A 26,007-nucleotide genomic window follows, 5' to 3' on the forward strand; every position below is an offset into this window, starting at 1 on the left:
GATGAACTGGACGATTACTCCCGGCGTGGGCATCGGCCCCTTACGCTTCGGCATGACGCCCGATCAGGTCGCGCAGGCCGATCACGTGATCGGCCCGGCGCATCACCGCGATCCGGCGTTCGACGGCTCGGTGCGCGAAACGCGCGGCGAGACGATGCCGAGCTTCGGGTATCGCGACGATCGGCTGATCGACGCGGATTGTTCGCCGGGCGTTGCCAACGTGCGCTTCGAGGATATGGACCTGTTCGCGACCGATCCCGAGACCGTGATACGCCGGCTTTATGCGCGCAACGGCGGCGCGCTGGCGGGGGTCGGCAGCGTGCTGTTCCTCCGGCTCGGTATCAACACCGGCGGGTTTTACGACGCCCGCACCGGACGCTTCAAGCATGCGGCCGATGGCGAGGACGATTACCGCACGGTGGCGGCGTTTGCGCCCGGCGTGTTCGACGCGCTGCTTGGTGAAATGCAGCCGATCGAGCTTCCCGCCCCGACCCGCTGACCGCCCGCGCGCCACACCGCCGCGATCGTCGCGCTCGAGAGTGCACAGGCGCAGGCGATCACCAGCCCCGGCCGCACCAGCGGCGCAACCGTCACCGCATCATCGACCGTGACCGGCGCGCCGCCCAGCCAGCTCTGCTGGACGATGGCGTACACCGGCGCGACCGCGACGTCCCACGGCAGGCAGATCAGATACCCGCACACCAGCGCCGCGATGCGCCCCGCGCCGGCCCAGCGTTCGAGAAACAGCAGGTACAGGCAGAACACCAAGGCGTAGAGCCCGGCCTCGTTGCTGACCAGCGCGAACAGCAGCGCGAGCGTCGTCATGCGGTGCGCCGGCAGCGCTCCGGGCCGCAGCCACGCCGCGAACGCCGCCGCCGCGATCACCGCCTGCGCGACGTGCGGGAGCAGCACGGCCAGCGCCGACCCCGCCTCCACCGCGCGCGAGCCTGCCACGGCGGAAAGCGGTAGCGGCCCGGCGAGCCAACTGCCGAGCACCGAGTAGGACTCCGCCGCCAGCACGTCCTTCCACGCCACCACCGGCTTGATCGCCTGCGCGAAACGGATGCTGTTGGCGACAATCTCACCCGGCGTGCCGCGCCCGAGCATGCCCCAGCTCAGCGCATAGACGGCGAGCGTGGCGATCGTCGCGCCTTCGAACCAGCGCCAGCGCCGCCGCAGCAGCGCAGGGAACAGCGTCACCAGCAGATACGGCTTGAAGTTGATCGCCACCGCCACTGCCAGCCAGCGCGCGCGAGCGGAACGCAGCAAGGGGCCGAACGCCAGCATGAACGGCGCCAGCGCGACGATGGCGAGATTGCCGCGCTCCAGCCCGAACAGCATCGGCAGTCCCAAACCCAGCGCGATGGTACGCGGCCATGCGGTGGCGCGATCGCTCCGGCGATAGATCACCGCGATCAGCACGAGGTCGCTCGCCCATGCCACCCACAGCGCGCCCGTGCCAAGCCAGTCGCAATCGCGCGCCGCGAACGGATCGCCGTCGTAGCAGCGCGCCACCGACGTCACGCGCAGGAACAGGAACGACAGCGGCGGATAGATGCTGCGCCACACGTCGTAGGTGCCGCGGTCGCGCGCCCACCACGCAGTGTTGAACCAATCCATATAGGTGTCGGCAGTATCGACGAAGAACGGCGGGAGCAGATAACCGGCGCGTGCGAAGAAGCAGAGATCGCCCGCCAGCGCCGCGACGATCGCCAGCGCGAACAGCCGTTCAGGCAGCGTGCGCATCGAAAACGAACAGCTTCAGCGCGACGTAATTGACCAGCGACGCCGCCACCGTCGCCAGCAATCCGGCCGCATAAGGCGAACGTACCCACAGGCTGATCGCGGCCAGCAGCGCGAGGTTGAGCGCGTAATTGCCCGCATAGGTCAGCACGAACCGCCCCGGCGAGCCGCGCCGCCCGCGAAACACATGGCGCGAATAGGTGAGATAGTTGAACCCCGTCCCGCACACATGCGCGATCGCCTGCGCCGGGTATCGCCCCAGCCCTAGCCACAGCAGCAGCGCGTACAGGCCATAGCCGAATGCGGTGTTGACGGCGGCGGCCTGATAGAAGCGCACCACCTCCCAAACGCGGTGCCTGCCAGCAACGAACGGGTGCGCCGGTTCAATCACCAAAATTGACCCGCTCCGCCTCGACCACCAGCGGGAAGCCGCGCGTGCGCTCCGACACATGGCGAAGCTGATCGCCGACCAGCCCGAGGAAGAACAGCAGCACCGCCACCTGCATTTCGGCAAAGGCGATCAGCAGCCACGGCCAGCCCGGCCAGCCGAGCAGCATCGCCACCGGCGCGACGAGCAGCGCCAGCACCGCCGCGATCCCGACGAACACCGCGAGGAACATCGGCGCGCGCAGCAACTTCTTCGACCACGCGGCGAGGCCGGAAATGGTGAAATCGAGCAGCGTCCAGAACGTGTTGTTCGATTTGCCCCCGCCCCGCTTGGCACGCGGAAAACCGATCGTCTCGATCGCGAAGCCGGTTTCGACCAGCAGCCCGCGAAAGAACGGCTCGGGCTCGTTGAGCGCCTTGATCGTCTCAACCACACGCCGGTCGTAGATGCCGAAGCCGGTCGCGTTGGGGATGAGCTGGTAGTCGCCCATCCGCGCGCCGATGCCGTAGGCCGCCTGCCGCGCCAGCCGCAGCCCGGCCGAGCCACCCTCCTCGCTCTCGCGCACGCCCAGCACGATCGGCGCGCCCTCACGCCAGCGCGCGATGAAGCGGCCGATCAGCTTGGGATCATCCTGAAAATCCGCGCACATGTTGATGACGGCGCGGCCGCGCGCCTGGAAGATGCCGTGCGTGGGCGAGCGCATCTGCCCGAAATTGCGCGTGTTGACGATCAGCTTGATGCGCGGGTTGGCCACGCACATCGCCTTGACCAGCGCGACGGTGGCATCGGACGAGACGTTGTCGATGAAGATCAGCTCGTAGTCCGCACCCGCCGCATCGAGTTCGGCGATGACAGCGGCGGCGATCGCGGTGACGTTCGCCTCCTCGTTGCGGGTGGGGATGACGACCGAAATCTCAGGACTCATCGCGCGCTCCGCCGCGCGTCGATGCGCACGCTGAGGATGTAGAATTCGACCGCGACGAGCAGTAGCAGCGCCACAATCAGGCAGCCGAGCGGCAGCGGATTGACCTGCCGGTCCGGGTCGAGAAACGCGGGCTGGATCACCTGCATCGCCGCGCCCGAGGGCGATAGCGCGTGCAGCCGCGCCTGCGCCGCCGCGCCCAGTTTCGCCGCGAGTGCCAGCGCGAGGCGTGGGTCGCGATCGGTCGCCTCGACCTCGACGATGCCGCCGCGCAAGGTACGGATGTTGGTCTTCCACCCGAGCGTTCTCAACGCCGCGCGCGTGTCGCCCTGTTGCAAGCCGAGATCGCGGATGACGTCGAGCGCCACCTGCGGGCTGCGCGCCACCGCGAGCAGCCGTTCGGGCTGATATTCGCTGCCGATCAGCCCGTTCATCGCGCCGAGCTGCGCGATCGTGCCGAGATCGCCGCTGCGATCAGGCGGGGCGAGCAGCATCGTCGCGCGGTAGCGTTCGGGATAGAGACTGAGCAGCGCGAGCAGCACCGCCAGCAGCGCAAAGCCACCACGCCGCCACCAGCGCCGCCGCAGCAGGCGCGATTCGGCGAGCGTGCCGATCAGGCTGGGGCGCGGCGTCATGCAGCCGCCGCCGCGACCAGCCGCGACGCGACCGCGTCGATCGCCCGGGTCAGATCATAGTCGAGCGTCAGGCCAAGGTCGCGCCGCGCCTTGTCGATCGACGGCACGTAGCGATCGATCGCCGGGTCGGTGATCGCGGGCACCTCCGCCGCCACGCCAAACCGCGCGGCAACCGCATGGGCAAGCTCCCCCATCGTCACCGCCTGATCCGAACCGACGTTATAGACCGGGCACTCGGCCGAGGCGTTCGCGGCGATGGTCATCAGCCAGCGCACCAGATCGTCGGCGTGCATGTAACTGCGATACACTGCCTTGCTGGCAGTCACGCGCACCGGGCGACCGGCGATGCCGTCGGCGAGGAAGTTGCCGATCGCGAAATGCTGGTCACGCGGCAGATACGCGCCGACGAACGCGAAGCAGCGCGCCACCGACACCGCCAGCCCCCGCCCGCCGAGCCGCGCCAGCGCCGCCTCTGACAGCCGCTTGGCCTCGGCATAATCGCGCTTGTAGGCGACGAGACCGGCTGCATCGCCGGGGATGAAATCCTCCGCGACATGCGACAGCGCGGCGGGCTGCCGGCCATATACCGCGCCGCTGCTGGTATAGACGATACGCGCGTCGCGATGGTCGCGCGCCGCGATCCGGCAGTAAGTGTCGATCGCGCCGAGAATGTTGGCGCGCTCCGCCAGCGGGTCGGCGGCATAGGCGCGCGCGTCGCTCGAACTCGCGGCGTGGATCACGTAATCAGCGCGCGGCAGGCTGTGCGCGGCCGCTATGTCGAGGTCGATCAACTCGACACCCCTGCGCACCAGCAGCGGGTGCGTCGCGCGCAGTCGGGTCGCGCTCCGCGCCACCACGATCACGCGCCCGATCCGCCACGGCGCGAGCAGCCCGCGCGCGTAGGCATCGAGGAACGACTTCCCGAAAAAGCCCGAGCCGCCGATCAGCAGCAGCGTCTGGTCAGTGGCGGGCAAGATAGTCGATCTCCGGCGACATACGGTCGATCGGGTTGGATTCCATCGAGCCCGTCGCGGTGATGCGGCTGCTGATCTTGGGAAAATAGGTCTGGCGCGGGTCGATCGGGACGATGAACGCGGCCGGCAGCCCGGAGACCATCATCGCCTGGAACGTGGGATCGCTCTCGAAATCGAGCGGCAGTTCAATAACGGGGATGTCCCAAGCCGCGAACAATCGGGTCCAGCGCGGCAGGCCGAGCCCGGACTTGCGATCGCAGCCGAGGTACTTGCCGTCGAAATAATTTTGCTGGGTCATGCGGATCGACGCCTGCCCCTGATCGTCGAAGATGAAAATCTTGAGATCGAGCCGGTTGATCTCGACCGTGCCGAGTTCCTGCATGGTCTGCGCGAACCCGCCGTCGCCTTCGATCAGGATGGTGCGGCGCTTGCCCCGGGACGCGACCGACGCGCCGATCGCACCAGACAGGCCGTACCCCATCGAGGCGAGCGACTTGTTGGTCAGCATCCGCTGGCCGTATTTCTGCTTGTAGAGCTGCATCGACAGCGTGAACGCGCTGCCCGAGCTGCACGGGATGATGAGGTCGTCGGCGCGGGTCAGCGGTTCGAGCCGCAGGATGAAGTCGTAGGGCGAGATATAGCCCTCGCCGGTATGGTTGACGTCCTCGACACGCGGCACCGCCTGCCGGATCGCGCGCGCCACCGCCAGCCAGTCGTCCTTGGGCGGCAGCGGCTGCGCGACGAGGCGGCGGACGAAATCATTGGCATCCGCGCAGAAGCGGCGGTCCGTGCGGGGGTGACCCTTTTCAAGTTCGCCGGGGTCGATTTCCACCTGCACGATCTTCGCGTCGCGGCCGAATTCCTGCCAGTTGAACCCGGTCTGTTGCAGCCCCAGCCGCGTGCCGAGCGCGATGATGAGGTCGGCCTTCTGGATGACGATGTTGGCGCTGCGCTGGCCCCAGGTGTTGGGCCGGCCGAGGTAGCAGGGATCGTCGCCGTCGATGCGGTCGGCGCCGTTATAGGTGGTCATCACCGGAATGCGCAGATCGGCGAACCGCTCGCGCAGATCGGCCATCGTCGCATGATCGACGCCGCCGCCGATCAGCACGATCGGGCGCTTGGCGGCGGCATAGAGGCTCGCGACTTCGGCGATGCCCGTGTTGGGCGCGGTCGGCAGTCCGGGCGCGGTGACGGGCGGAAGCGGCTCGGCCGTTACGGTGGCGGCCTGCACGTCGAGCGGCAGTTCGAGGAACACCGGACCTTTGCGCGGTTCCCAGCTCGGCGCGATCGCATTGAGGAAATCGCGCGCGCTCCACGGTTCGAGCATCCGCACGCTGTTCTTGGTGGTCGATTGCAGCAGCGCGACACCGTCGATCTCCTGAATCCCGCGCGAGCGGACCTGCCCGTTCGCGAGATCGGAGGTTTTCACCTGCCCCCCGATCACCAGCAATTCGCGGCTTTCGAGATACGCGCCCGAAACGGCGGTGACGATATTGGTCAGCCCCGGCCCCGCCGTCACCAGCGCGAGCGCCTTGGCGGGTGCTGCGATCTCGTTGAAATATTCCGCCGCGATGCCGGCCGCGACCTCGTGCACCACCGGCACCCCGGTCAGGTAGCGATCGAGGCTTTCGGTCAGGTGCATGATGTTGCCCCCGCCGACGTAGAAATAATGGGTGTAGCCCGCCGCCTGCAACCACGCGCCGATCTGGTCGCTGTACTTGAGCGTCGTCTCCGCCTCGTCGCGGCTGAGCAGCGAGGTGACAATGCCGAGCATCTGCTGCTGGCTGAGGCTGTCGCCGCGCGGGCGGTCATAGCCCCAGTCGGCATGAAGCGGCAGATGCACCTTGCCCTCGAACGGGGTGAGGTGATCGGTCATATCGTCGATATAGACGGTGAACTGGTCGCCATCGAGCCAGCCCTGCCCCTGCGCCACCGCCAGCTTCGATCCGGCGGCACGGATATGCTCCTGCCCAAAGATGGCAAGGCTGTCGGGGTTCACGCCGAAGAACTGGAGCGTGCGGCGGATCGATTCGACGTTGCGCGTCGACAGGATCGCGAAGCGTTCCGGCTGCGCGATCAGCAGCGGGCGAATCTGGAAGAAGAAGTCGTAGGGCGCCATCGCCTTCGGCCAGTCGGGATCGAGCATCATCGCGGTGCGCGCCGCGAAGAACGAGGCGGCGAAAGCGCGATCGTCCTCGCCCGCGCGCGCATGACGCAGCGTGGCGAACTGGCCGGTGTGGCGCTCGACCGCATAGAGCCGGTTGAACTGCCACGCATCGGTCAAATGCACGCGGCACTGCATGAACGCTTCGAAGCTCACGCCCTGCCGGTATGCCGGGTCGTCGCGCGTGGCGAGGTTGCAGACGGTAAACGCCTCGTACGCGCTGTTGAACAACACCCCGTCGAAATCGAGCACGATGCGCGGCTCGGCGAGCGGCGGCTGGCCGAGCGGGCGCGCGGCAGCCGCTTCGAGCAAAGCCGGCAATGCTTCGGTGGGTGTCCAATGCTTCACGTGCGCGTACCCCGTCCCTGTCCCGGAACGACGTATTGATGAAACTGGTTACCGAACGCTTAAATAGCGGCTGCGGGCAATGCCGGAGGGGTCAACCCGTCACCCAGTCGCGGCGCGGCACGCCTTGCGCGTAGAGCAGCGTGGTCAGGTCGTTATGGTCGATCCGCGCGGCGGCGGCGGCGGCGACGATCGGCTTGGCGTGATAGGCGACGCCCAGCCCCGCCGCGCCGATCATCGCGAGATCGTTGGCGCCGTCGCCCACGGCAAGCGTCTCCGCCTCGGCGAGCGCGAACTCCGCACTCGCAGCACGCAGTGTATCGAGTTTGGTCTGCGCGCCGACGATCGGCTTGGTGACGGTGCCGCTCAGCATGTCGCCCGCGATCTCCAGCCGGTTGGCGATCGCGCGGTGGAAGCCGATCCTGGCGGCGACCGGCTCGGCGAAGCGGGTGAAGCCGCCCGACACGAGGATCGCGGTCGCCCCCCACCCGCGCATCGTCTTCACCAGCGCCTCCGCGCCGGGCATGATCGTCACGCGCTCGTCGAGACAGCGCTGGATGACGGCTTCGTCGAGCCCCTTCAGCAGCGCCACGCGCGCATCAAGCGCCGATTCGAAATCGAGTTCGCCGCGCATCGCCGCTTCGGTGACGGCGGCGATCTGCGGCTTGATACCGGCATAATCGGCGAGTTCGTCGATACATTCGACGGTAATCATCGTGCTGTCCATGTCGGCGACGAGCAACCGCTTGCGACGCCCCTCACCCGGCTGCACCACCACGTCGACGCCCGTGAACGCGCCCTCCAACGCGGCCCGCGCCGCATCGGGGGAGAGCGTGAAGGCGAGATCGGCGGCGTCGCCCTCGTCGATCCAGCCGCCGGCGACGCTTGCGCAGCCGGCCGCGTCGAGTCGGTCTCGGCATTCGGAAATATCGCCTGCGGTGAGCCGTCCGGGTGCTATCAGCGTCGCGATGAACATGTCTTACTCCCCGGCCCTACCCACCGTTCGTGCTGAGCTTGTCGAAGCACGTACCACGCGACACGCCCTTCGACAGGCTCAGGGCGAACGGAGCGTGTGATGGCGCTCCCGAAAGTCGCGCTCATTACAGGCCCGACCGCGAGCGGCAAGTCCGCGCTCGCGATCGCGCTGGCGCAAGCGCATGATGGCGTGATCGTCAACGCCGACAGTGCACAAGTCTATCGCGATCTGCGCATCGTCTCCGCCCGCCCCTCCCCGCACGAGGAGGCGAGCGCGCCGCACCGGCTGTTCGGCCATGTCGACGGTGCGGATGACGACTATTCCGCGCCGCGCTGGGCCGCAGAGGCGGCGTACGAGATCGACGCGGCGCACGGCGCGGGCAAATTGCCGATCCTCGTCGGCGGCACCGGTCTGTACCTGCGCACCTTGCTCGACGGAATTGCACCGGTGCCGCCGATCGACCCGGCGGTGCGTGCGGAGGTGCGCGCGCTGCCCGTTGCGGAGACGCACGCGCAACTCGCCGCGCTCGACCCGGTGATTGCCACCGCGCTCAGCCCCGCCGACACCACGCGGGTCGGCCGGGCGCTGGAGGTGGTGCGCTCGACCGGGCGCTCGATCGCCGACTGGCGCGCCGCCAGGACCGGCGGCATCGGCGCGCGTATCGACCTCGCCGCGCTGGTGCTGCTGCCCGATCGCGCGTGGCTGCACGCGCGCATCGACGCCCGGTTCGAGACGATGGTGCGCGACGGCCGCGCCGAGGTCGCCGCGCTGCTCGCCCGCAGCGATATCGCGGCCCAGGCTCCGGTGCGCCGTGCTATCGGCGTCGCCGAGATCGGGCGGCTGATCGCGGGGAAGATCGACGCCGGCACCGCCGCCGCACAGGGCGCAACGCTGACCCGCCAATATGCCAAGCGGCAATATACCTGGTTCCGCAACCAGCCCCCGCCAAGCTGGATTCGCACTGACGAGACAGAAACAACTCAGCAATTTGCATTATTAGCAACTTTATTGCGCATTTAATGGTTGACGCGATTGTTTCGTGCGATTAGCAGCGCCGCTCCGGCAATGCTATGGACTTGCCGCAAAGGAGACCTGCCGTGGCCGAGAAAAGTGGAGCCGATATCCTGATCGAGACGCTGTGCGATCTCGGTGTGGAGATCGTGTTCGGCTATCCGGGTGGTGCCGTGTTGCCGATCTACGATGCGATGTTCCGCTCCGGTCGGATCAAGCACATCCTCGTCCGCCACGAACAGGCGGCGACGCATGCGGCGGAGGGTTATGCCCGCTCGACCGGCAAGCCCGGCGTGGTGCTCGTCACCTCGGGGCCGGGCGCGACCAACGCCGTCACCGGCATCACCGATGCGCTGATGGATTCGATCCCGATGGTCGTCCTCACCGGTCAGGTGCCGACGACGCTGATCGGCACCGACGCGTTCCAGGAGGCCGATACGGTCGGCATCACGCGGCATTGCTCGAAGCACAATTACCTCGTGAAAGACCCGGCCAAGCTGTCGGAGGTCGTCAAGGAGGCGTTCCACATCGCCACCTCCGGCCGCCCCGGCCCGGTCGTGGTCGATATCCCCAAGGACGTGCAGGTCGCCAGCGCGACGTACGCGAAGACGCCCGCCGCGCCCAACGCGACCGTCCACAAGACCTATCGTCCGCAGGTCAAGGCCGATCAGGCGCTGATCGAGCAGGCGGTCGACATGCTGGCGGCGGCGGAACGGCCGGTGCTCTACACCGGCGGCGGCATCATCAATGCAGGGCCACAGGCGAGCAAGCTGCTGTGCGAACTCGCCCGCATCACCGGCGCGCCTGTCACCTCGACGCTGATGGGGCTCGGCGCGCTGCCCGCCTCCTCGCCCCAGTGGCTGGGGATGCTCGGCATGCACGGCACCTACGAAGCCAATCACGCGATGAATCAGGCCGATCTGATCGTGTGCCTCGGCGCGCGCTTCGATGATCGCGTGACGGGTCGGCTCGACGCGTTCAGCCCGAACAGCCGCAAGATCCACGTCGATATCGACCGGTCTTCGATCAACAAGAACGTCCGCGTCGACCTGCCGATCGTGGCCGATGTCGGCCGTGCGCTGGAGGATATCGTGCGCGTCTACAAGGCGCGGCGGCACCCCAAGCCCGATCTCACCGAATGGTGGCATCGGATCGAGGGCTGGCGCGCGGTCAAGAGCCTGGAGTTCCCGCCCTCGGTCGAGGAGATCATGCCGCAGCGCGCGATCCGCGCCTTGTGGGAGGCGACGCACGCCCGCAACCCGATCATCACCACCGAGGTCGGCCAGCACCAGATGTGGGCCGCGCAGCACTTCGATTTCGAAGCGCCGAACAAGTGGCTGACGAGCGGCGGGCTCGGTACGATGGGCTATGGCCTGCCCGCTGCGATCGGCGCGCAGCTCGGCAATCCGGGCGCGCTCGTCATCGACATTGCCGGCGAGGCGTCGATCCAGATGAACATCCAGGAACTCGCCACCGCCACGCAATACCGCCTGCCGGTCAAGATCTTCATCCTCAACAACCAGTATATGGGAATGGTCCGCCAGTGGCAGGAGCTGACCTATTCGAGCCGCTATTCGGAAAGCTATTCGGATGCGCTGCCCGACTTTGTTCGGCTGGGCGAGGCATACGGCTGGAAGGGCATCCGCATCGAGGGGCCGGACCAGTTGGAGAGCGGCATTGCCGACATGCTGGCGTATGACGGGCCGGTGATCGTCGATTGCCGCGTCGCGCAGCTCGCCAACTGCTTCCCGATGATCCCGAGCGGTGCGGCGCATACCGACATGCTGCTCTATTCGAGCGAAGTCTCGGGCGAGATGGACGACCGCGCGAGGGCGCTGGTGTGATGCACGCAACGATCGTCGCCCCGGCGCAGGCCGGGGCCGCTGCGTTGCTCTCGCGCAACCGACGTCCCGAACTCAACCCAGCGGCCCCGGCCTTCGCCGGGGCGACGAGGTAATATGCACATCAAGGAACAAACCGTCGAACGGCACACGCTTGCCGTGATCGTCGACAACGAGCCGGGCATCCTCGCGCGGATCGCCGGCCTGTTCACCGCGCGCGGCTACAATATCGAGAGCCTGACCGTCTCGGAGATTACCGACGACAAGGCGGTCAGCCGCATCACGATCGTGACCTCGGCGAGCGCGCCGGTGCTCGAACAAATCGTCGCGCAGCTCGATCGGCTGGTGCCGGTCCACAAGGTCCACGACCTGACCGCCGAGGGCAATCATGTCGAGCGCGAGCTGGCGCTCGTCAAGGTGCGCGGCACCGGCGATCACCGGATCGAGGCGCTGCGCCTCGCCGAAGTGTACCGCGCCCGCGTGGTCGATGCGACCATCTCCAGCTTCGTATTCGAGGTGACCGGCGGCATCGAGAAGATCGACAAGTTCGTCCAGTTGATGGGCGAGGTCGGCCTGATCGAAGTCGCGCGCACCGGCATCGTCGCGATCTCGCGCGGACGGGACGCCGCCTGAACTTTCTACGACCTGAATGACAACCACCCTCGTCATCCCAGCGCAAGCTGGGATCTCCCGGTGAGAGCGCACCGCCCTACCCGCACGAGATGCCAGCTTGCGCTGGCATGACGGACCAGAAGCAAAGGGAACTGCCAATGCGTGTCTATTACGATCGCGACGCCGATCTGAACCTCATCAGCGACAAGAAGATCGCGATCGTCGGCTATGGCTCGCAGGGCCATGCTCATGCGCAGAACCTGCGCGATTCGGGCGTGAAAGAGGTCGCGATCGCTCTGCGCGAGGGTTCGGCGACCGCCAAGAAGGCGACCGACGCGGGCTTCAAGGTGATGACCACCGCCGAAGCCGCCGCCTGGGCCGACATCACCATGATCCTCGCGCCGGACGAGCATCAGGCCGCGATCTACGCGAACGATCTCCACGCCAACCTCAAGCAGGGCGCGACGATCGCGTTCGCGCACGGGCTCAACATCCACTTCGGCCTGATCGAGCCGCGCGAAGACCTCGACGTCATCATGATCGCCCCCAAGGGCCCCGGCCACACCGTGCGCAGCGAGTACGTGCGCGGCGGCGGCGTGCCCTGCCTGATCGCGATCCACCAGGACAAGAGCGGCAACGCGCACGACATCGGCCTCGCCTATGCGAGCGGCGTCGGCGGCGGGCGTTCGGGCATCATCGAGACCAACTTCCGCGAGGAATGCGAGACTGACCTGTTCGGCGAGCAGGCCGTGCTGTGCGGCGGCACCACCGCTTTGGTGCAGGCCGGGTTCGAGACCTTGGTCGAGGCGGGCTACGCGCCCGAAATGGCCTATTTCGAGTGCCTCCACGAACTAAAGCTGATCGTCGACCTGATGTATGAAGGCGGCATCGCCAACATGCGCTATTCGATCTCGAACACCGCCGAGTACGGCGATATCAAGACCGGCCCGCGCATCATTACCGAAGAGACCAAGAAGGAAATGAAGCGCGTTCTCGCCGACATCCAGTCGGGCCGCTTCGTGAAGGACTTCGTGCTCGACAACCGCGCCGGCCAGCCTGAACTCAAGGCGGCACGCGGCCTCGCGCAGCGCCACCCGATCGAGGAGACCGGCGCCAAGCTGCGCGCGATGATGCCGTGGATCGGCGCCAACGCGCTGGTCGATAAGGCGAAGAACTGATCCAGTCCCTCCGTTCGTCCTGAGCGAAGTCGAAGGATTAGCCCCAAACGCCCGGGCTTCGACTTCGCTCAGTCCGAACGGAGGTCCGGACGATGCTCTGCTATCGCGGCGCCCGTATTGGCCCGTCGCCATCTGCCGATCCCCGGCGAAGGCCGCGGTCCAGCTACGGAACGATGGTAACTGGCGCGACGCTCCGCCACGAGAGTCTCTCCGACTGAACCCGGCCTTCGTCCGGGATCGGTTGTGATGGGGAAAGACATCTCCGGCGACATTGCATTTTCGGAAACCGTCGCATCTTTTCAGGCACGATCCGAAACGATCTGTTGCAAACTCTGGCTTTGTGGCAGCGCAGCAAGATCGCCAGATGTGCGTCTCCACCAGGAGACCCCCCCATGCGTTTCGCCTTCCTCCCGCTGCTCGCCCTCGTCGCTGCGCCCGCCCTGGCCCAGTCCCCCGCGCCGTCCGACGTCGGCCCCGGCACCGCCAATCCCGCGCAGGTCGCCGCCGGCACCTATACGGTCGATCCGCTCCACACGCAGGTGCTGTTCACCGTCAAGCACCTCGGCTTCAGCATCTACACCGGCCAGTTCACGCAGCCGACCGGCACGCTGGTGCTCGATCCCAGGAAGCCCGCCGCCGACAAGCTCGACATCAGCTTCCCGATCGACAAGGCGGTGACGACGGTCGCGCACCTCAACGAGCATATCGCCTCGGCCGAGTTCTTCGACGCCGCCAAATACCCGACCGCACGCTTCGTCTCGACCAAGGTGACGGTCAGCGGCACCAGGGCGACGATCGCCGGCACGCTCACGCTGCACGGGGTCACGCGGCCCCTCACGCTCGACGCGCGCTTCGTCGGCGCGGGCGTCAACCCGATGGACAAGAAAGCGACGATCGGCTTTCAGGCGACCACCACCATCAAGCGCAGCGACTATGGCGTGACCTTCCTCACCGCGATGGTTTCGGATAGCGTACCGCTCACCATCAACGCAGCATTCGAGGCCCAATGACCGACATGCCGTCCGAAGAGATCGAAGGCCGGCCCGGCGTCGGGCGCGTGGAGGCGTTTTCGGACGGCGTCATCGCCATCATCGTTACGATCATGGTGCTCGAACTCCATCCCCCGGTGTCCGCGGGGATGGAGAAGCTGTGGACGCTCTGGCCGGTGTTCCTCGCCTATGTGCTGAGCTACGCCTATGTCGCGATCTATTGGGTGAACCACCACCGGCTGTTCAGCCACGCCACGCATGTCGGCAATGCGCTGGTCTGGTCGAACATGCTGTTGCTGTTCGCGCTGTCGCTGGTGCCGTTCTCCACCTCGTACCTCGGCGAACATCATTTCAACGCCGAGGCGACGTGGCTGTATCTCGCCACGATGCTGTTCCCGGCGCTGTGCTACACCTGGCTCCAGGCGACGATCCGTCGCACCGGCAAACGCGGACCGGCTGCCGAGCGCTTCTATGCGGCCAGCACGCGCAAGGGGCTCGCCGCCTCTGCGATCTATGCGCTCGGCATTCCGCTTACCTTCGTCTCGCCGTGGCTGGGCATCGGCTGCGCAGGACTCGTGGCGCTGATGTGGTTCCTGCCGCAGAGCCGCGTCGACACGTTGTTCGCGCCGCGTCAGGCGGCGGGCTGAAGCCGCGCGAAACTGGTGAACTGCGCGCGGACGTTGGCCGACGCGTCCGCCGTCAGCGCATCGACCCGTCCGATCGCGGCGCGCGCCGCGGTTTCGTCGCCGGTCAGCGATGCCATCGCCCAACTGCCGAACTCGCGCGTCTCGATCGTGCGGCGCGACAGCACGACCAGCGCGCCGTGGCGATCGTCGGCGCTGATGCGCGTGATCGCCCGGTCGATCTCCGCTTCCGGCCCCTCCAGCGCTTGCAGGAACCGCTTGCGGTTGAAGAACAACAATCCGGTCAGATCGTCGCGGGCATTGTTGGCGCGTGATCGCACTAGGATTCGCGACACCTCACCTTCGCCGACCGACGGCGCTGCCGTACTGATGTAGATCAACTGCAACATCGTGCATCTCCTTGTCTTCCCGGCCTTTTCTCCCGAAGTGTTTGACATATTGGTTAACGCCGCGCGATTTCCCCGCATCGGCTCGCGCGATCGGTCTGGACAAGCGGGTCGTGGCGGCGCTATCGCAAACGGGATGACGATCGGGATCGGCCTGCTGCTTCGACTTACGCGCCCTTAGGCGCGACCGTCACCGTGCGCGGGGGCTGCCCCTCACGCACACGCGCCTGAGGGCAAGAGAGCCAGACCCAACCCTTCAGCGAGCGAGATACGCCCATGCTGCGCGATCCTTCGACCAAATACCGCCCCTTCCCGCAAATCGACCTGCCCAACCGCGAATGGCCTTCGCGCACGATCACCAAGGCGCCGCGCTGGCTGTCGACCGATCTGCGCGACGGCAATCAGGCGCTGATCGACCCGATGGACGCCGAAAAGAAGACGCGGATGTTCGATCTGCTCTGCAAGGTCGGTCTCAAGGAGATCGAGGTCGGCTTCCCGAGCGCGGGCGCGGTCGAGTTCGATTTCATCTCCGGCCTCGTCAAGACCGGGCGCATTCCCGACGATGTGACGGTGCAGGTGCTGACCCAGTCGCGCCGCGACCTGATCGAGACGAGCTTCGAGAGCTTGCGCGGTGCGCCTAAGGCGATCGTCCACCTCTACAATGCGGTCAGTCCCGCATGGCGCAAGATCGTGTTCGGCATGACGCGCGAGCAGATCAAGCAGATCGCGATCGAAGGCGCGATGATCCTGCGCGACTGTGCCGCCGCGCAGCCGAACACCGAGTGGTTCTTCGAATATTCGCCCGAGACCTTCTCGACCGCCGAACTCGATTTCTCGGTGGAGGTCTGCGAAGCGGTGATGGAGGTGCTGCGCCCCACTCCCGACCATCCGCTGATCCTCAACCTGCCCGCCACGGTCGAGGCGGCGACGCCCAACGTCTATGCCGACCAGATCGAATGGTTCGGGAAAAACATCCGCAACCGCGATTCGATCGCGATCAGCCTGCACACGCACAACGATCGCGGCACCGGCGTCGCGGCGGCAGAACTCGGGCTGATGGCGGGCGCGGACCGGGTCGAGGGCTGCCTGCTCGGCAATGGCGAGCGGACCGGCAATTGCGATCTCGTGACGGTCGCGCTCAACATGTACACGCAAGGCCTGTCGCCGTGCCTCGACCTGTCGGACATCGATGAGGTGGTGAACACGGTCAATTACTGCACGCAACTGCCGGTCCATCCGCGCACGCCTTACGCGGGCGATCTGGTGTTCACCGCGTTTTCCGGCAGCCATCAGGACGCGATCAAGAAGGGCTTCGCCGCGCAGGAGGCGCGTAATGACGATCTCTGGGAGGTGCCGTACCTGCCGATCGACCCGGCCGATCTCGGCCGCAGCTATGAGGCGGTGATCCGCGTCAATTCGCAGAGCGGCAAGGGCGGCGTCGCCTGGGTGATCGAGCAGGACAAGGGGCTGAAGCTGCCCAAGCGACTCCAGGCCGACTTCAGCCGCCACGTCCAGGCGCTGGCCGACGAGACCAGCCGCGAGCTGAATGCGACCGACATCTGGGGCGCGTTCGAGCGGACGTATCTCGCGCGGGGCGAGGATCGCTTCGTGCTCGGCGCCTATGACGAAACGCGCGCGCCCAACGGCGACCGCATCTTCGGGGGTGATATCGAGGTGGCGGGCGAGCATCATTCGGTGAGCGGGCGCGGCAACGGCCTGATCTCGAGCGTGGTCGCGGCGATCGCCGACGGGTTCGGCGTCAGCCTCGAAGTCGCCGATTATGTCGAACATGCGATCGGCAAGGGCTCGGACGTGCGCGCCGCCGCCTATGTCGAGGCACGCACCGCCGACGGACGGACGGTGTGGGGTGTCGGCATCGACGAGGATGTCGCCACCGCCTCGGTTCGTGCGGTGTTGAGCGCGGCGAACCGGGCGTAGCGAGACACGTCGCCCCGGCGCAGGCCGGGGCCGCTGCGTGTGGGGCACCCGTTTCGCCAGATTACCTGGCGGCCCCGGCCTGCGCCGGGGCGACGGGTTTTACCGCACGGTCTTGCAGTCGATCTGCGCTGCCGACGGCGCATTAAGCCTGATGTAGCATATGTGCTCCCGCCTTCGCGGGGGCACATCCTCACGGCCGCGACCGCCGCCGCACGATCTCGCAGCCGATCCGCGCATCGGGATAGATGTCGGTCTTCACCGTCCGCACCCGCACCCCGCCCACGCGGCGGTCGGTCAGCGCGAGCGCGGCGATCGCGTCGCACAACGTCTCCTGCAACTCGAAGTGCCGCGATGCCGCCAGCGCGTGAATGCCGGTACGCAAGAAGTCGTAATCGACCACTGCATCGATCCGGTCCTCCGGCGGCGCACCATAGGCACAATCCAGCCAAACGCTCACCAGCACGCGCTGCGGTCCGGCGCGCTCGACCGGGTGGATGCCGAGCCCGACCTGGATCTCCAGCGCGTCGAGCAGCACGGTGTACGTCGCGGAGCCGCCGGAACCGATATCAGTCAAGCGCACGCTCCCGTGTCGCGAACATCACGTCGCTGTCGCGGGTGATGAACCTTTGCCCGCAATCGACGAACACATTCTGCCCGGTGATGCTCCCGCACGCCAACAGCCATGCGACCGTGCCGGCGATATCCTCCACCGACACCGCGCGGCGCAGCAGAGTGTCGCGCGCCACTGCGTCGAACTCGCCCGCGGTCTGGTCGTGGCTCACCAGGGTCAGCCCCGGCGACACCGCGTTGACGCGCACGCGTGGCGCCAACGCCTGCGCGAGCATCACCGTCGCGCTTTCCAGCGCGGTCTTGCTGAGCGAGTAAGAGAAGAAATCGGGGTTGAGGTTGGCGACCTTCTGGTCGAGCACGTTGACGACGGCCCCGTCGCGCAGCCCCTCCTGCCGCGCCAGCGCGGTCGCCAGCGCGACCGGGCCGGCGAGGTTGGTCTGCATCATCGTCGCGAACAGCTCCGGCTTCTGGTGCGGCGGCCGATCGAAATCGAACAGCGACGCGCAGTTGACCAGCCCGTCGATCACGCAGCCCGCCGCCGCGCGCGCATCGGCGAACAGCCGGTCGGCGTTCTCGGCGATATCGCCGTGGATCGTCGCGATCTCGGCACCGCCGCCGCGCAATTCGGTGGCCAGCGCCTCGGCATCGTCGGCCGAGTGGAAATGGTGGATCACCACGCGGTGCCCCGCGCCTGCCAGCGTCCGCGCGATTGCCGCGCCGATCCGCCGCGCCGCGCCGGTGACGAGAACGGTGCGCCGCATGCCCGTCAGAGCCCCATCAGCGCGAGGACTTCCTTGCGGCTGCGCTCGTCGTCGCGGAACACGCCCATCATGCGGCTGGTCGTCATCGATACGCCGGGGGTGCGCACGCCGCGCGCGGTCATGCAGGCGTGGCTCGCCTCGATCACCACTGCGACGCCGACCGGATGAAGGTTGTTCCAGATGCAGTCGGCAACTTCGGCCGTAAGACGTTCCTGCACCTGCAAGCGCCGCGCATAGGCGTGGAGGACGCGCGCCAGCTTGGAGATGCCGACCACGTAATTGCCGGGCAGGTACGCGATATGCGCCTTGCCGATGATCGGTGCCATGTGGTGTTCGCAATGCGATTGGAACGGAATGTCCTTAAGCAGCACGATCTCGTCATAACCGCCGACTTCCTCGAACACGCGCGACAGATGATGCGCCGGATCGTCGCCATAGCCGGCGCAATATTCCCGCCACGCGCGCGCCACCCGTTTGGGCGTGTCGATCAAGCCTTCGCGCGCCGGATCGTCGCCCGCCCAGCGAATCAATGTCCGAACCGCTTCGGCGACATCGTCGGGAACGGCGATCTTGCCGTCGTCCGCCACCAGATCCCCCGAGGTTGCCGTGTCGGGTGGTAAATTCATTGCAAATCCTCGGTAAGATGGAGACCAGTTATCCGGTCCGTGCGGCCAAGCAAAACCGCACGATTGTCTTCGATCTCCATGTCGAACGTGAAACGATACTCCGCTTCGCACATAATGGGCGTCTCGCGCATTGACGACCGATTCAACAACACGCTAGGCCAACTGCGGGAAAACAGAACAATGATCTGCCGAACGGCGGGCGCGAACAGGGGGTCGTCATTGCGATGAGATACGTGCTGCTCGCGGCCTCCGCAATGGCGGTGTCGGCTGCGGCACCCGCCTTCGCGGCGGAGCAACCGCCGGGGCGTGAGGACGATATCGTCGTCACCGCCACCAAGCGCAACGAGACGCTGCGGCAGGTGCCCGTCTCGGTATCGGTCACCTCGGCGGAGACGATCGCGGCGGCGCACATCACCGACCTGATCGATCTGCAATCGGTGGTGCCCTCGCTCAAGGTCCAGCAGTTCAACGCGGTCGGCCAGACGAATTTCCTGATCCGCGGCTTCGGCAACGGCAACGGCAACGATGGCATCGAAAGCTCGGTCGGCGTTTTCGTCGACGGCGTGTACCGCACACGCACCTCGGCGGCGATGGACGATCTGCCTGAAGTCGAGCGGGTCGAGGTGTTGCGCGGGCCGCAATCGACCCTGTTCGGCAAGAACGTGTCGGCGGGGGCGATCAACATCGTCACGCGCGCGCCCGATTTCGCATGGGGCGGCAAGGCCGAACTCAGCGTCGGCACATACGGGTTGATGCAGGCCAAAGCGAACGTCACCGGCCCGCTGTCGCGCACGATCGCCGTCCGCCTGTCGGGTACGCTGAACGAGCGCGCGGGCTATGTCCACAGCCTCACCACGGGCCAGGATATTAACGACCGCAATCGCCATTCGGTGCGCGCCGACCTGTTGTGGCGGCCATCGGCCGATCTGTCGGTGCGGGTGATCGCCGATTACAACCGCATCCACGAGCTGTGCTGCGGCGTCGCCTCGGTCCGCAACGGGCCGGCGACGCAGTTCATCGGCGCGCCCGCCCCGTTCGGGCTTGGCAAGCCGGTCGGCGATCCGAGCGATGTTTTCGCACGCACCTCGGTCAGCAACAGCGATCCGACCAACCGGCTGATCGGCAAGGGCGTGTCCGCGCAGGCCGATTACACGCTCGGCGTCGCGCGGCTCACCGCGATCACCGCCTATCGCGACCAGATCAACCAGTCGCGGCAGGATGTCGATTTCACCGGTGCGGACATCGTCACCAACGCCGCCGCCAACCACATCAAGACCTTCACGCAGGAAATCCGCCTCGCCTCGACCGGCAAAGGTCCGCTGAGCTGGCTGGTCGGCGGCTTCTACCAGGACGAGCATGTCGCCACCGGCCGCGATGTCACCTTTGGCCGCGACGCACGCGCGTTCGCGGACGGGCTGTCGGGCGGCGCGATCGGGCAGCTTGAGACGCTGCAATCGCTGGTCAACCCGGCGGTGTTGCCGGGCCGCAGCTATTTCCAGCCGGGCGAGGGCATCTCCGACCATTATACGCTCGCGCAACGTGCCTTCTCGCTGTTCGCCAATGCCGACTATACGCCGACCGCGCGGCTGACGATCGGCGGCGGCGTCGCCTATCTGCATGACCGCAAGGCGGCGCACTCGTTCGTGAGCTTGCGCGATCGGTTCTCCGCGCTCGACCTCGGCAACGTGCGCGAACTTGGGCTGCTGCCACTGGCGATCCTCAACCCGGCCGCGCCCGCCGGCGCGACGATCCCGACCAATCTGTTCAGCCCGCTGACCGCGCTGCAATTCTTCTACGCGAACGCCCCCGGCCACGCGCCGGTCAACTTTCCCAATGCGCGTGAAAGCGGCATCCTCAGCGGCGACAAGGTGACCTACACCGCGCACGCCAGCTACGATCTCGGGCCTGCCACCGCCTATGTCACCTACGCGACCGGGTGGAAGGCGGGCGCGATCAATCTGTCGTCGGACAGCCGCCCGCCCGACCAGGCGGGTGTCGGCCGCACCGCCGCGCCCGAGAACGTCACCCTCTACGAAGCCGGGCTGAAGGCGCAATTCCGTGGCGGCTATCTCAACCTCGCGGTGTTCCAACAGACGATCAAGGGCTTCCAGTCGAACATCTTCAAGGGGTTCGGCTATGCTCTCGTCAACGCGGGCGAGGAATCCTCCCGGGGCGTGGAGGTCGACACCGCCTGGACTCCGGTCAAGCCGCTGTCGCTCGCCGGATCGGTAATCTATCTCGATGCGACCTACGATGCGTTCAAAGGCGCGGCCTGCGTCAGCTACGATCCGGTGCGCTGCCCGATCGACCCGCGCACCGGCCTGCCACCGCTGTTCCGCGACCTCACCGGCCAGCGTCCTGCCGGCATTCCGGAATGGAGCGCATCGGCCTCCGCGACGCTGCGCCACGATCTCACGCCGGGCATGGCTGCGTGGCTGCGCGCCGAATATGATTACATGAGCCCGACCTACCAGACCGAAAGCTCCCCGCCCGACGTCGCGACCTGGGGCTACCACATCGTCAACGCCAGCGTCGGCGTAACGCTGCCCGCCGCCGGGCTCGAAATCCTGCTGTGGGCGCGCAACCTCACGGACGATCAGGCGGTGGTCAGCACCTTTCCCACCGTCGCGCAGGACGGCAGCTACAGCGGCTATATCCAGCCGCCGCGCACCTATGGCGCGACGTTTCGCAAGCTTTTCTGAGCCGGATCGCTAACGGCACCTTCACGATCAGCATTTGCATCACCGGCGAACCGCCTCTATCGAGCGCGCCCCGGCCCGCTTCCGTAACGAACGGGCCACAGCCGATCGGGAAGAGTGACATCGGGCAAAAGGCGGCGCACAAGCGCACCCGCGCTGCGCACCGGCGCAGGAACCGATGTCGGCACGAACGACACAGCAGGAAGGAACTACCATGGCCAAAGCACCGACCGACGCGCCCAAGACGGGCGGCATCCACGCGCCGATCCAGCCTTCGGAAGATCTGGCCAAGATCGTCGGCAGCGATCGTCTGCCGCGCAGCGAAGTGATCTCCAAGGTGTGGGAATATATCAAGAAGCACGATCTCCAGAACCCGGAGAACAAGCGCGAGATCGTCGCCGACGAGAACCTCAAGAAGATCTTCGGCAAGGACAAGGTGACCATGTTCGAGATGAACAAGCACCTCGCCGGCCACATGAAGGCCTGAGCCGACTTGCGGGCGTCCGGCGACCATGCCGACGCCCGCAACCGCCCGGCTCTACGCGGATCGGTCCGGCCAGACCGGAACTATCCGCACATAGCGTTCGTTTCGCATCCGGTCTTACAACGGAGAGGTCGTCATGCAACGAACCAACTTGATCGCCGCCAGCCTTGGCGCGACAGCTCTCATCTTCACCGCTTCCCCCGTGCTCGCGCAGGGCAAGGCCGATCGCGCGCGATCCGCCATCGCCGAGGCGCGCGGCAAGATCGACGCAGCCAACAAGGTCGGCGTGGCGGGCAACGCGCCGCACATGCAGGCCGAAGCGCAGGCATCGCTTCGCACCGCCGAGGAGGAACTCGCGCGCGGCCAGAAAGACGCCGCCATCGCCGACGCACACCATGCCTCGGAACTCGCCGACACCGCGCTTGGTGAGGCGCAGCGCGCGCGCAACGCACAGGCGAGCGCGCAGCAGGCCGATGCACAGGCCGCGACCGCCGAGGCGCAGCAGCAGGCGCAGGCCGCGAACGAGCGCGCCGATCAGGCCCAGCAGGCCGCCGCTTCCGCCGCAGCCGATGCCGCCGCCGCACGTGCGACTCCGCCCGCGCCGGTGATCGTCGCCGCACCCACGCCGACGCCGACCACCACCGTCACCACCGAGACGACCAAACAGGCATCGACCGCCCCGGCGGTGCGCCACCGCGTCGTCCGTAAATCGACCGCACCGCGCGCCAGCACGGTCGAGAAGACCACGACCAGCGTCACCACCTCGCAATAAGGCTAAGCGCACGCGGCGCCGGGTGAGCCGGCGCCGCTACGGGCGTGTGGAATTGGTGGTCCCGGAGGGACTCGAACCCCCGACGCCCACATTAGGAATGTGGCGCTCTATCCGGCTGAGCTACGGAACCACTCTGACGTCCCTCTACCGGGCGTCGCGCCCGTGCTCAAGCGGCGATCAGTTGATCGTGTCGGGCGGAAGCACCGGAAACGGCAGCGGCGCGACCGGTACGCCCTCCTCGACCAGCGACTTGGCTTCGGCGATCGAGGTCTGCCCGTGGATCGGGCCCGCGGGAAGCTCGCCCGCGTGCATCGCGCGCGCCCGCTCGGAAAAGCCGCTGCCGACCCACTCCGAATTTTCCAGCGCCTTCGCCTGCGCGGCGGCAAGCGCGCGCATCGCCGCCTTGATCGCCTCCGGGCTCGGCGGCGTGTCGGGCTTGGGCGCGGCGACGGTGCGACTGTTGCCTTTGGCACCGACGTTGGGCGCCATCACCGCCTTGGCGATATCGCCATCGCCGCACACCGGGCAGGACAGCAACCCGCGCGCGCGCTGATCCTCGTAAGCCGCGCTCGATCCGAACCACGCCTCGAACACATGCGCGCCGGCACAGCGCAGATCGAACACGATCATGCGGTGGCGACGTCCGGGATCGGGCGGCGGTGCGCGATCACCGGCACACGCGCACGCACGTCGGCGATGCGCGCAGGGTCGATCTCGGCGAAACCCAGCCCGGCGTCCTCGCCCATGTCGAGCAGCACTTCGCCCCACGGGTCGATCACCAGCGAATGACCGTAGGTGGCACGTCCATCCTCATGCGTGCCGGTCTGCGCGGCGGAGACGACATAGGCCGCCGACTCGATCGCGCGCGCGCGCTGGAGGATGTGCCAGTGCGCCGCCCCGGTCGGCCGGGTGAAGGCGGCGGGCGTCGCGAGGATCGTCGCGCCGGCATTGCTCAATGCGCGGAACAGATCGGCGAAGCGCAGATCGTAGCAGATCGACAGGCCGAGCTTGCCCGCCGGCGTCTCGACCACCACCGCACCCTGCCCCGGCGCGTAAGAGGCGGACTCGCGCCAGCGCTCGCCGGTCGGCAGATCGACGTCGAACAGGTGGAGCTTGTCGTAGCGCGCGCGGATCTCGCCGGTATCGTCGATCACGAAGGCGCGGTTCGCCAGCCGCCCGTCCTCGCCATGCACTGCGAGCGAGCCGAGATGCACCCAGACGCCGTGCTCCTTCGCCGCCGCCCGAGTCGCGGCGAGCACCGGGTCGTCGCCCTCGGCGTGGAGGTTCGGCCTGGCGCGAACACGGTCCTGATCGATCAGCCCGGACATTTCGGGCGTGAACAGCATCGCCGCCCCGCCCGCCGCCGCGTCGGCCACCGCCGCGGAAATGGTGCGCGCATTGGCGAGCGGGTCGATCCCGCTCGTCATCTGGAGCAGCGCGATCTTCATGCCGCGAGCAAGGCGTCCAGCTTGCCGGCACGTTCGAGCGCGGCGAGATCGTCCGAACCGCCGACATGCGTGTCGCCGATGAAGATCTGCGGCACGGTGGTGCGCCCGTTCGATCGCGACAGCATTTCGGCGCGCTTGGGCCCGCCCATGGTGATGTCGAACTCCTCGACCTCGACGCCCTTGCTCGCGAGCAGATGCAGCGCGCGGGTGCAATAGGGGCAGAAGGCCTTGGTATAGATTTGCGTCTTTGCCATAGGATACAGGTGTGCAGTCGGCCGCCGCTTGTCAATCACGCATGGTCCGTATCGAGCACCCGCGCCCAGCACAGGATCGCGACCGACGCCGCGCCCGCGTCGAGCAGCGCGGCGGTGCAGGCATCGGTGGTCGCGCCGCTGGTGTAGATATCGTCGACCAGCACCACCGCTTTGCCCGCGATCCCCTCTGGTCGAACTACCGCGAACGCGCCTTTCACCGCCCGCGTGCGCCCGGCGACGCCCAGTCCGCGCAACATCGGCGTCGCGCGCCTGCGGCGCAGCAACAGCGGATCGGTCTCGACTTCCGCGATGCGGGCGAGCGCCTGCGCGATCAGCGCGGCCTGATTGAACCCGCGCGACCACAAACGCCAGCGGTGCAGCGGCACCGGCACGAGCAGATCGGCACCCGCCGGCACCAGCCGCGCCATCTGTCGCGCGACCGTCTCGGCGAAGGCGATCCGCCCGCCGTATTTCAGCCGCAGCGCGAGCGTGCGCGCGACATCGCCATAGCCGACCGCGGCGAATACGCCGGCATGGCGCGGCGGCTCGGCCAGGCAGTCGGCGCACACGTCGGAGATGCCATAGTCATGCTCGAACGGTGCCTGACACGTCGCACACCACGGTGGGGCGAGGAAGCGCAGATCGCTCCAGCAGGCTGCGCAGAAGCGGTGGTCCGCCCCGGTCACCGCGCCGCACCCGGGGCAACGCGGCGGCAGCGCGAGGGTGGCAACGAAGTGGAACGGAGCGGTGAGGCGCGACACGGCCCCTTGTCGCTGGCGCGGCGACACGGCACAAGCGCCCGCGTGAGCGTCCCCGACATCTTCGACCGTACCGCGCGCCGCGCACACCGTGACCGCGCCGCCGCCGGCTTCGCCGACCATGATTTCCTGCGCGCGGCGATGCTCGACGGGCTTCAGGAACGGCTCGAGAGCGTGAAGCGCGACTTCGCCGACATTCTCGATCTCGGCTGTTTCGACGGCGGGTTCATGCCCGGCGCAGCCATCACGCGTAGCGACGCGAGCCCGCAGTTCGCGGCACGCGTCGGCGGCATCGTCGCCGAGGAGGACCATCTCCCCTTCCCACAAGCGAGCTTCGACCTGATCGTTTCAGCCGGAGTGCTCGATAGCGTCAACGATCTGCCCGGCGCGCTCATCCAGATCCGGCGCGCGCTTCGCCCGGACGGGCTGTTCCTCGCCGCGTTCGTCGGTGCGGGGTCGCTCGCGAGCCTGCGCGCGGCGTTGCGCGTGGCGGAGGGCGATCGCCCGGCGGCGCGGCTCCACCCGCAGATCGACGTGCGCTCGGCGGGCGACCTGCTGATGCGCGCGGGCTTCGCGCTGCCCGTCGCCGACAGCGAGCGACTCAACGTGCGCTACGGCGATCTCGCCGGGCTGCTCCGCGATCTGCGCGGCATGGGCGCGACCAACGCGATGGTCGGCCGCCAGCCGCTGCGCCGCGACACGCTCGCGCGCGCCTATGAGGCGTTCGCCGCGCTCGCCGATCCGGACGGGCGCGTGCCCGAGCGGTTCGAGATCATCTTCATGACCGGCTGGGCACCCTCGCCCGATCAGCCGCAACCGGCACGGCGCGGCAGCGCGACCGCCTCGCTCGCCGCCGCGCTCAAGCTGCCGGAGGCGTAAGCCGGATTTT

General features: G+C 67.4%; 27 protein-coding genes and 1 tRNA gene. 12 read left to right on the forward strand and 16 right to left on the reverse strand.

Annotated features, from left to right (window positions below; all coding sequences use genetic code 11):
• The first annotated feature begins 1 nt into the window (after position 1).
• Positions 2-499, forward strand: coding sequence for a hypothetical protein (locus AC3ANX_RS12870; RefSeq protein ID WP_488333669.1), 498 nt, complete (start codon positions 2-4; stop codon positions 497-499).
• Here AC3ANX_RS12870 and AC3ANX_RS12875 read toward each other — a convergent pair.
• The 7 genes from AC3ANX_RS12875 to serB all read right to left on the reverse strand — a co-directional run bounded on the left by AC3ANX_RS12875 (position 409) and on the right by serB (position 8,147).
• Positions 409-1,746 carry a hypothetical protein gene (locus tag AC3ANX_RS12875; protein WP_488333670.1) on the reverse strand — a complete coding sequence of 446 codons (1,338 nt, stop codon included), beginning with the start codon at positions 1,744-1,746 and terminating at the stop codon, positions 409-411. The genes AC3ANX_RS12870 and AC3ANX_RS12875 overlap by 91 nt on opposite strands.
• The gene (locus tag AC3ANX_RS12880) at positions 1,730-2,134 is read right to left on the reverse strand and encodes a GtrA family protein (protein ID WP_488333671.1); all 405 of its coding nucleotides are present in this window, start codon (positions 2,132-2,134) and stop codon (positions 1,730-1,732) included. Before AC3ANX_RS12880 ends, AC3ANX_RS12875 begins: the two co-directional genes overlap by 17 nt.
• Positions 2,127-3,056, reverse strand: a complete 930-nt coding sequence (locus AC3ANX_RS12885; protein WP_488333672.1) for a glycosyltransferase family 2 protein — start codon at positions 3,054-3,056, stop codon at positions 2,127-2,129. The genes AC3ANX_RS12880 and AC3ANX_RS12885 overlap by 8 nt, the downstream gene beginning before the upstream one ends.
• Positions 3,053-3,688, reverse strand: a complete 636-nt coding sequence (locus AC3ANX_RS12890) for a hypothetical protein (RefSeq protein ID WP_488333673.1) — start codon at positions 3,686-3,688, stop codon at positions 3,053-3,055. The genes AC3ANX_RS12885 and AC3ANX_RS12890 overlap by 4 nt, the downstream gene beginning before the upstream one ends.
• Positions 3,685-4,662 carry an NAD-dependent epimerase/dehydratase family protein gene (locus AC3ANX_RS12895; RefSeq protein ID WP_488333674.1) on the reverse strand — a complete coding sequence of 326 codons (978 nt, stop codon included), beginning with the start codon at positions 4,660-4,662 and terminating at the stop codon, positions 3,685-3,687. The genes AC3ANX_RS12890 and AC3ANX_RS12895 overlap by 4 nt, the downstream gene beginning before the upstream one ends.
• Positions 4,649-7,174, reverse strand: a complete 2,526-nt coding sequence (locus AC3ANX_RS12900) for a thiamine pyrophosphate-binding protein (protein WP_488333675.1) — start codon at positions 7,172-7,174, stop codon at positions 4,649-4,651. The genes AC3ANX_RS12895 and AC3ANX_RS12900 overlap by 14 nt, the downstream gene beginning before the upstream one ends.
• Before the next feature lie 91 nt (positions 7,175-7,265).
• Positions 7,266-8,147: a phosphoserine phosphatase SerB gene (gene serB, locus AC3ANX_RS12905; RefSeq protein WP_488333676.1), complete on the reverse strand. Its 882-nt coding sequence runs from the start codon at positions 8,145-8,147 to the stop codon at positions 7,266-7,268.
• A 99-nt stretch (positions 8,148-8,246) separates the two neighbouring features.
• On the opposite strand from serB, the gene miaA reads away from it, so the two are divergent.
• The 6 genes from miaA to AC3ANX_RS12935 all read left to right on the forward strand — a co-directional run bounded on the left by miaA (position 8,247) and on the right by AC3ANX_RS12935 (position 14,425).
• On the forward strand, positions 8,247-9,167 hold the full coding sequence (gene miaA / locus AC3ANX_RS12910) for a tRNA (adenosine(37)-N6)-dimethylallyltransferase MiaA (RefSeq protein ID WP_488333677.1): 921 nt from the start codon (positions 8,247-8,249) through the stop codon (positions 9,165-9,167).
• Between the two features lie 77 nt (positions 9,168-9,244).
• The gene (ilvB, locus tag AC3ANX_RS12915; protein ID WP_488333678.1) at positions 9,245-11,002 is read left to right on the forward strand and encodes a biosynthetic-type acetolactate synthase large subunit; all 1,758 of its coding nucleotides are present in this window, start codon (positions 9,245-9,247) and stop codon (positions 11,000-11,002) included.
• Between the two features lie 114 nt (positions 11,003-11,116).
• Complete coding sequence (gene ilvN, locus AC3ANX_RS12920) at positions 11,117-11,632, forward strand: acetolactate synthase small subunit (RefSeq protein ID WP_488333679.1); 516 nt, start codon at positions 11,117-11,119, stop codon at positions 11,630-11,632.
• Between the two features lie 137 nt (positions 11,633-11,769).
• On the forward strand, positions 11,770-12,789 hold the full coding sequence (gene ilvC, locus AC3ANX_RS12925; protein ID WP_488333680.1) for a ketol-acid reductoisomerase: 1,020 nt from the start codon (positions 11,770-11,772) through the stop codon (positions 12,787-12,789).
• 392 nt (positions 12,790-13,181) lie between these two features.
• Entirely contained in the window at positions 13,182-13,799 is a 618-nt protein-coding gene (locus AC3ANX_RS12930) for a YceI family protein (RefSeq protein WP_488333681.1), read from the forward strand.
• Positions 13,796-14,425 (forward strand): TMEM175 family protein, encoded by a 630-nt coding sequence (locus tag AC3ANX_RS12935; protein ID WP_488333682.1) that lies wholly within the window; start codon positions 13,796-13,798, stop codon positions 14,423-14,425. Before AC3ANX_RS12930 ends, AC3ANX_RS12935 begins: the two co-directional genes overlap by 4 nt.
• Here AC3ANX_RS12935 and AC3ANX_RS12940 read toward each other — a convergent pair.
• Positions 14,410-14,811, reverse strand: a complete 402-nt coding sequence (locus tag AC3ANX_RS12940) for a BLUF domain-containing protein (protein WP_488333683.1) — start codon at positions 14,809-14,811, stop codon at positions 14,410-14,412. The two genes, AC3ANX_RS12935 and AC3ANX_RS12940, sit on opposite strands and share 16 nt — an antisense overlap.
• Positions 14,812-15,084: 273 nt before the next feature.
• Between AC3ANX_RS12940 and leuA the strand changes: the two genes are divergently transcribed.
• A complete protein-coding gene (gene leuA / locus AC3ANX_RS12945) occupies positions 15,085-16,746 on the forward strand; it encodes a 2-isopropylmalate synthase (RefSeq protein WP_488333684.1) in 1,662 nt (553 codons plus the stop codon).
• Positions 16,747-16,936: 190 nt separating this feature from the next.
• Here the strand turns inward: leuA and AC3ANX_RS12950 are convergent, their stop codons facing one another.
• From AC3ANX_RS12950 to folE, 3 genes are read right to left on the reverse strand one after another with little or no spacing between them, the layout of a single operon-like run.
• Complete coding sequence (locus AC3ANX_RS12950; RefSeq protein ID WP_488336946.1) at positions 16,937-17,311, reverse strand: dihydroneopterin aldolase; 375 nt, start codon at positions 17,309-17,311, stop codon at positions 16,937-16,939.
• A gap of 1 nt (position 17,312) precedes the next feature.
• Positions 17,313-18,077 (reverse strand): SDR family oxidoreductase, encoded by a 765-nt coding sequence (locus AC3ANX_RS12955; protein ID WP_488333685.1) that lies wholly within the window; start codon positions 18,075-18,077, stop codon positions 17,313-17,315.
• 5 nt (positions 18,078-18,082) lie between these two features.
• Complete coding sequence (gene folE / locus AC3ANX_RS12960; protein ID WP_488333686.1) at positions 18,083-18,703, reverse strand: GTP cyclohydrolase I FolE; 621 nt, start codon at positions 18,701-18,703, stop codon at positions 18,083-18,085.
• A gap of 224 nt (positions 18,704-18,927) precedes the next feature.
• On the opposite strand from folE, the gene AC3ANX_RS12965 reads away from it, so the two are divergent.
• From AC3ANX_RS12965 to AC3ANX_RS12975, 3 genes are all read left to right on the forward strand, one after another.
• Complete coding sequence (locus AC3ANX_RS12965; protein WP_488333687.1) at positions 18,928-21,405, forward strand: TonB-dependent receptor; 2,478 nt, start codon at positions 18,928-18,930, stop codon at positions 21,403-21,405.
• Positions 21,406-21,616: 211 nt separating this feature from the next.
• Positions 21,617-21,889, forward strand: coding sequence for an SWIB/MDM2 domain-containing protein (locus tag AC3ANX_RS12970; RefSeq protein ID WP_488333688.1), 273 nt, complete (start codon positions 21,617-21,619; stop codon positions 21,887-21,889).
• 133 nt (positions 21,890-22,022) lie between these two features.
• The gene (locus tag AC3ANX_RS12975; protein ID WP_488333689.1) at positions 22,023-22,658 is read left to right on the forward strand and encodes a hypothetical protein; all 636 of its coding nucleotides are present in this window, start codon (positions 22,023-22,025) and stop codon (positions 22,656-22,658) included.
• A gap of 53 nt (positions 22,659-22,711) precedes the next feature.
• Here AC3ANX_RS12975 and AC3ANX_RS12980 read toward each other — a convergent pair.
• The 5 genes from AC3ANX_RS12980 to AC3ANX_RS13000 all read right to left on the reverse strand — a co-directional run bounded on the left by AC3ANX_RS12980 (position 22,712) and on the right by AC3ANX_RS13000 (position 25,121).
• Positions 22,712-22,788, reverse strand: a tRNA-Arg gene (locus tag AC3ANX_RS12980).
• Positions 22,789-22,835: 47 nt separating this feature from the next.
• Positions 22,836-23,288 carry a DUF1178 family protein gene (locus AC3ANX_RS12985; protein ID WP_488333690.1) on the reverse strand — a complete coding sequence of 151 codons (453 nt, stop codon included), beginning with the start codon at positions 23,286-23,288 and terminating at the stop codon, positions 22,836-22,838.
• On the reverse strand, positions 23,285-24,106 hold the full coding sequence (locus AC3ANX_RS12990) for a carbon-nitrogen hydrolase family protein (RefSeq protein WP_488333691.1): 822 nt from the start codon (positions 24,104-24,106) through the stop codon (positions 23,285-23,287). Before AC3ANX_RS12990 ends, AC3ANX_RS12985 begins: the two co-directional genes overlap by 4 nt.
• Positions 24,103-24,360 carry a glutaredoxin 3 gene (grxC, locus tag AC3ANX_RS12995; protein WP_488333692.1) on the reverse strand — a complete coding sequence of 86 codons (258 nt, stop codon included), beginning with the start codon at positions 24,358-24,360 and terminating at the stop codon, positions 24,103-24,105. Before grxC ends, AC3ANX_RS12990 begins: the two co-directional genes overlap by 4 nt.
• 35 nt (positions 24,361-24,395) lie before the next feature.
• Positions 24,396-25,121: a ComF family protein gene (locus tag AC3ANX_RS13000; protein ID WP_488333693.1), complete on the reverse strand. Its 726-nt coding sequence runs from the start codon at positions 25,119-25,121 to the stop codon at positions 24,396-24,398.
• 42 nt (positions 25,122-25,163) lie between these two features.
• Between AC3ANX_RS13000 and AC3ANX_RS13005 the strand changes: the two genes are divergently transcribed.
• The gene (locus AC3ANX_RS13005) at positions 25,164-25,997 is read left to right on the forward strand and encodes a methyltransferase domain-containing protein (protein WP_488333694.1); all 834 of its coding nucleotides are present in this window, start codon (positions 25,164-25,166) and stop codon (positions 25,995-25,997) included.
• Positions 25,998-26,007: the final 10 nt, after the last annotated feature.

The sequence above is a fragment of the Sphingomonas sp. BRN-1R genome (assembly GCF_057748035.1).

Excerpts from the sequence above, each read along its gene's own strand:
- AC3ANX_RS12875 (WP_488333670.1), bottom strand. The coding sequence starts at position 1,746 with ATGCGCACGCTGCCTGAACGGCTGTTCGCGCTGGCGATCGTCGCGGCG.
- grxC (WP_488333692.1), bottom strand. The coding sequence starts at position 24,360 with ATGGCAAAGACGCAAATCTATACCAAGGCCTTCTGCCCCTATTGCACC.
- AC3ANX_RS12970 (WP_488333688.1), top strand. The coding sequence starts at position 21,617 with ATGGCCAAAGCACCGACCGACGCGCCCAAGACGGGCGGCATCCACGCG.
- AC3ANX_RS12930 (WP_488333681.1), top strand. The coding sequence starts at position 13,182 with ATGCGTTTCGCCTTCCTCCCGCTGCTCGCCCTCGTCGCTGCGCCCGCC.
- AC3ANX_RS12990 (WP_488333691.1), bottom strand. The coding sequence starts at position 24,106 with ATGAAGATCGCGCTGCTCCAGATGACGAGCGGGATCGACCCGCTCGCC.
- AC3ANX_RS12885 (WP_488333672.1), bottom strand. The coding sequence starts at position 3,056 with ATGAGTCCTGAGATTTCGGTCGTCATCCCCACCCGCAACGAGGAGGCG.
- AC3ANX_RS12955 (WP_488333685.1), bottom strand. The coding sequence starts at position 18,077 with ATGCGGCGCACCGTTCTCGTCACCGGCGCGGCGCGGCGGATCGGCGCG.
- AC3ANX_RS12870 (WP_488333669.1), top strand. The coding sequence starts at position 2 with ATGAACTGGACGATTACTCCCGGCGTGGGCATCGGCCCCTTACGCTTC.
- ilvN (WP_488333679.1), top strand. The coding sequence starts at position 11,117 with ATGCACATCAAGGAACAAACCGTCGAACGGCACACGCTTGCCGTGATC.
- AC3ANX_RS12975 (WP_488333689.1), top strand. The coding sequence starts at position 22,023 with ATGCAACGAACCAACTTGATCGCCGCCAGCCTTGGCGCGACAGCTCTC.
- AC3ANX_RS12890 (WP_488333673.1), bottom strand. The coding sequence starts at position 3,688 with ATGACGCCGCGCCCCAGCCTGATCGGCACGCTCGCCGAATCGCGCCTG.
- folE (WP_488333686.1), bottom strand. The coding sequence starts at position 18,703 with ATGAATTTACCACCCGACACGGCAACCTCGGGGGATCTGGTGGCGGAC.
- AC3ANX_RS12985 (WP_488333690.1), bottom strand. The coding sequence starts at position 23,288 with ATGATCGTGTTCGATCTGCGCTGTGCCGGCGCGCATGTGTTCGAGGCG.
- ilvC (WP_488333680.1), top strand. The coding sequence starts at position 11,770 with ATGCGTGTCTATTACGATCGCGACGCCGATCTGAACCTCATCAGCGAC.
- leuA (WP_488333684.1), top strand. The coding sequence starts at position 15,085 with ATGCTGCGCGATCCTTCGACCAAATACCGCCCCTTCCCGCAAATCGAC.
- AC3ANX_RS12965 (WP_488333687.1), top strand. The coding sequence starts at position 18,928 with ATGAGATACGTGCTGCTCGCGGCCTCCGCAATGGCGGTGTCGGCTGCG.
- AC3ANX_RS12940 (WP_488333683.1), bottom strand. The coding sequence starts at position 14,811 with ATGTTGCAGTTGATCTACATCAGTACGGCAGCGCCGTCGGTCGGCGAA.
- AC3ANX_RS12935 (WP_488333682.1), top strand. The coding sequence starts at position 13,796 with ATGACCGACATGCCGTCCGAAGAGATCGAAGGCCGGCCCGGCGTCGGG.
- serB (WP_488333676.1), bottom strand. The coding sequence starts at position 8,147 with ATGTTCATCGCGACGCTGATAGCACCCGGACGGCTCACCGCAGGCGAT.
- miaA (WP_488333677.1), top strand. The coding sequence starts at position 8,247 with ATGGCGCTCCCGAAAGTCGCGCTCATTACAGGCCCGACCGCGAGCGGC.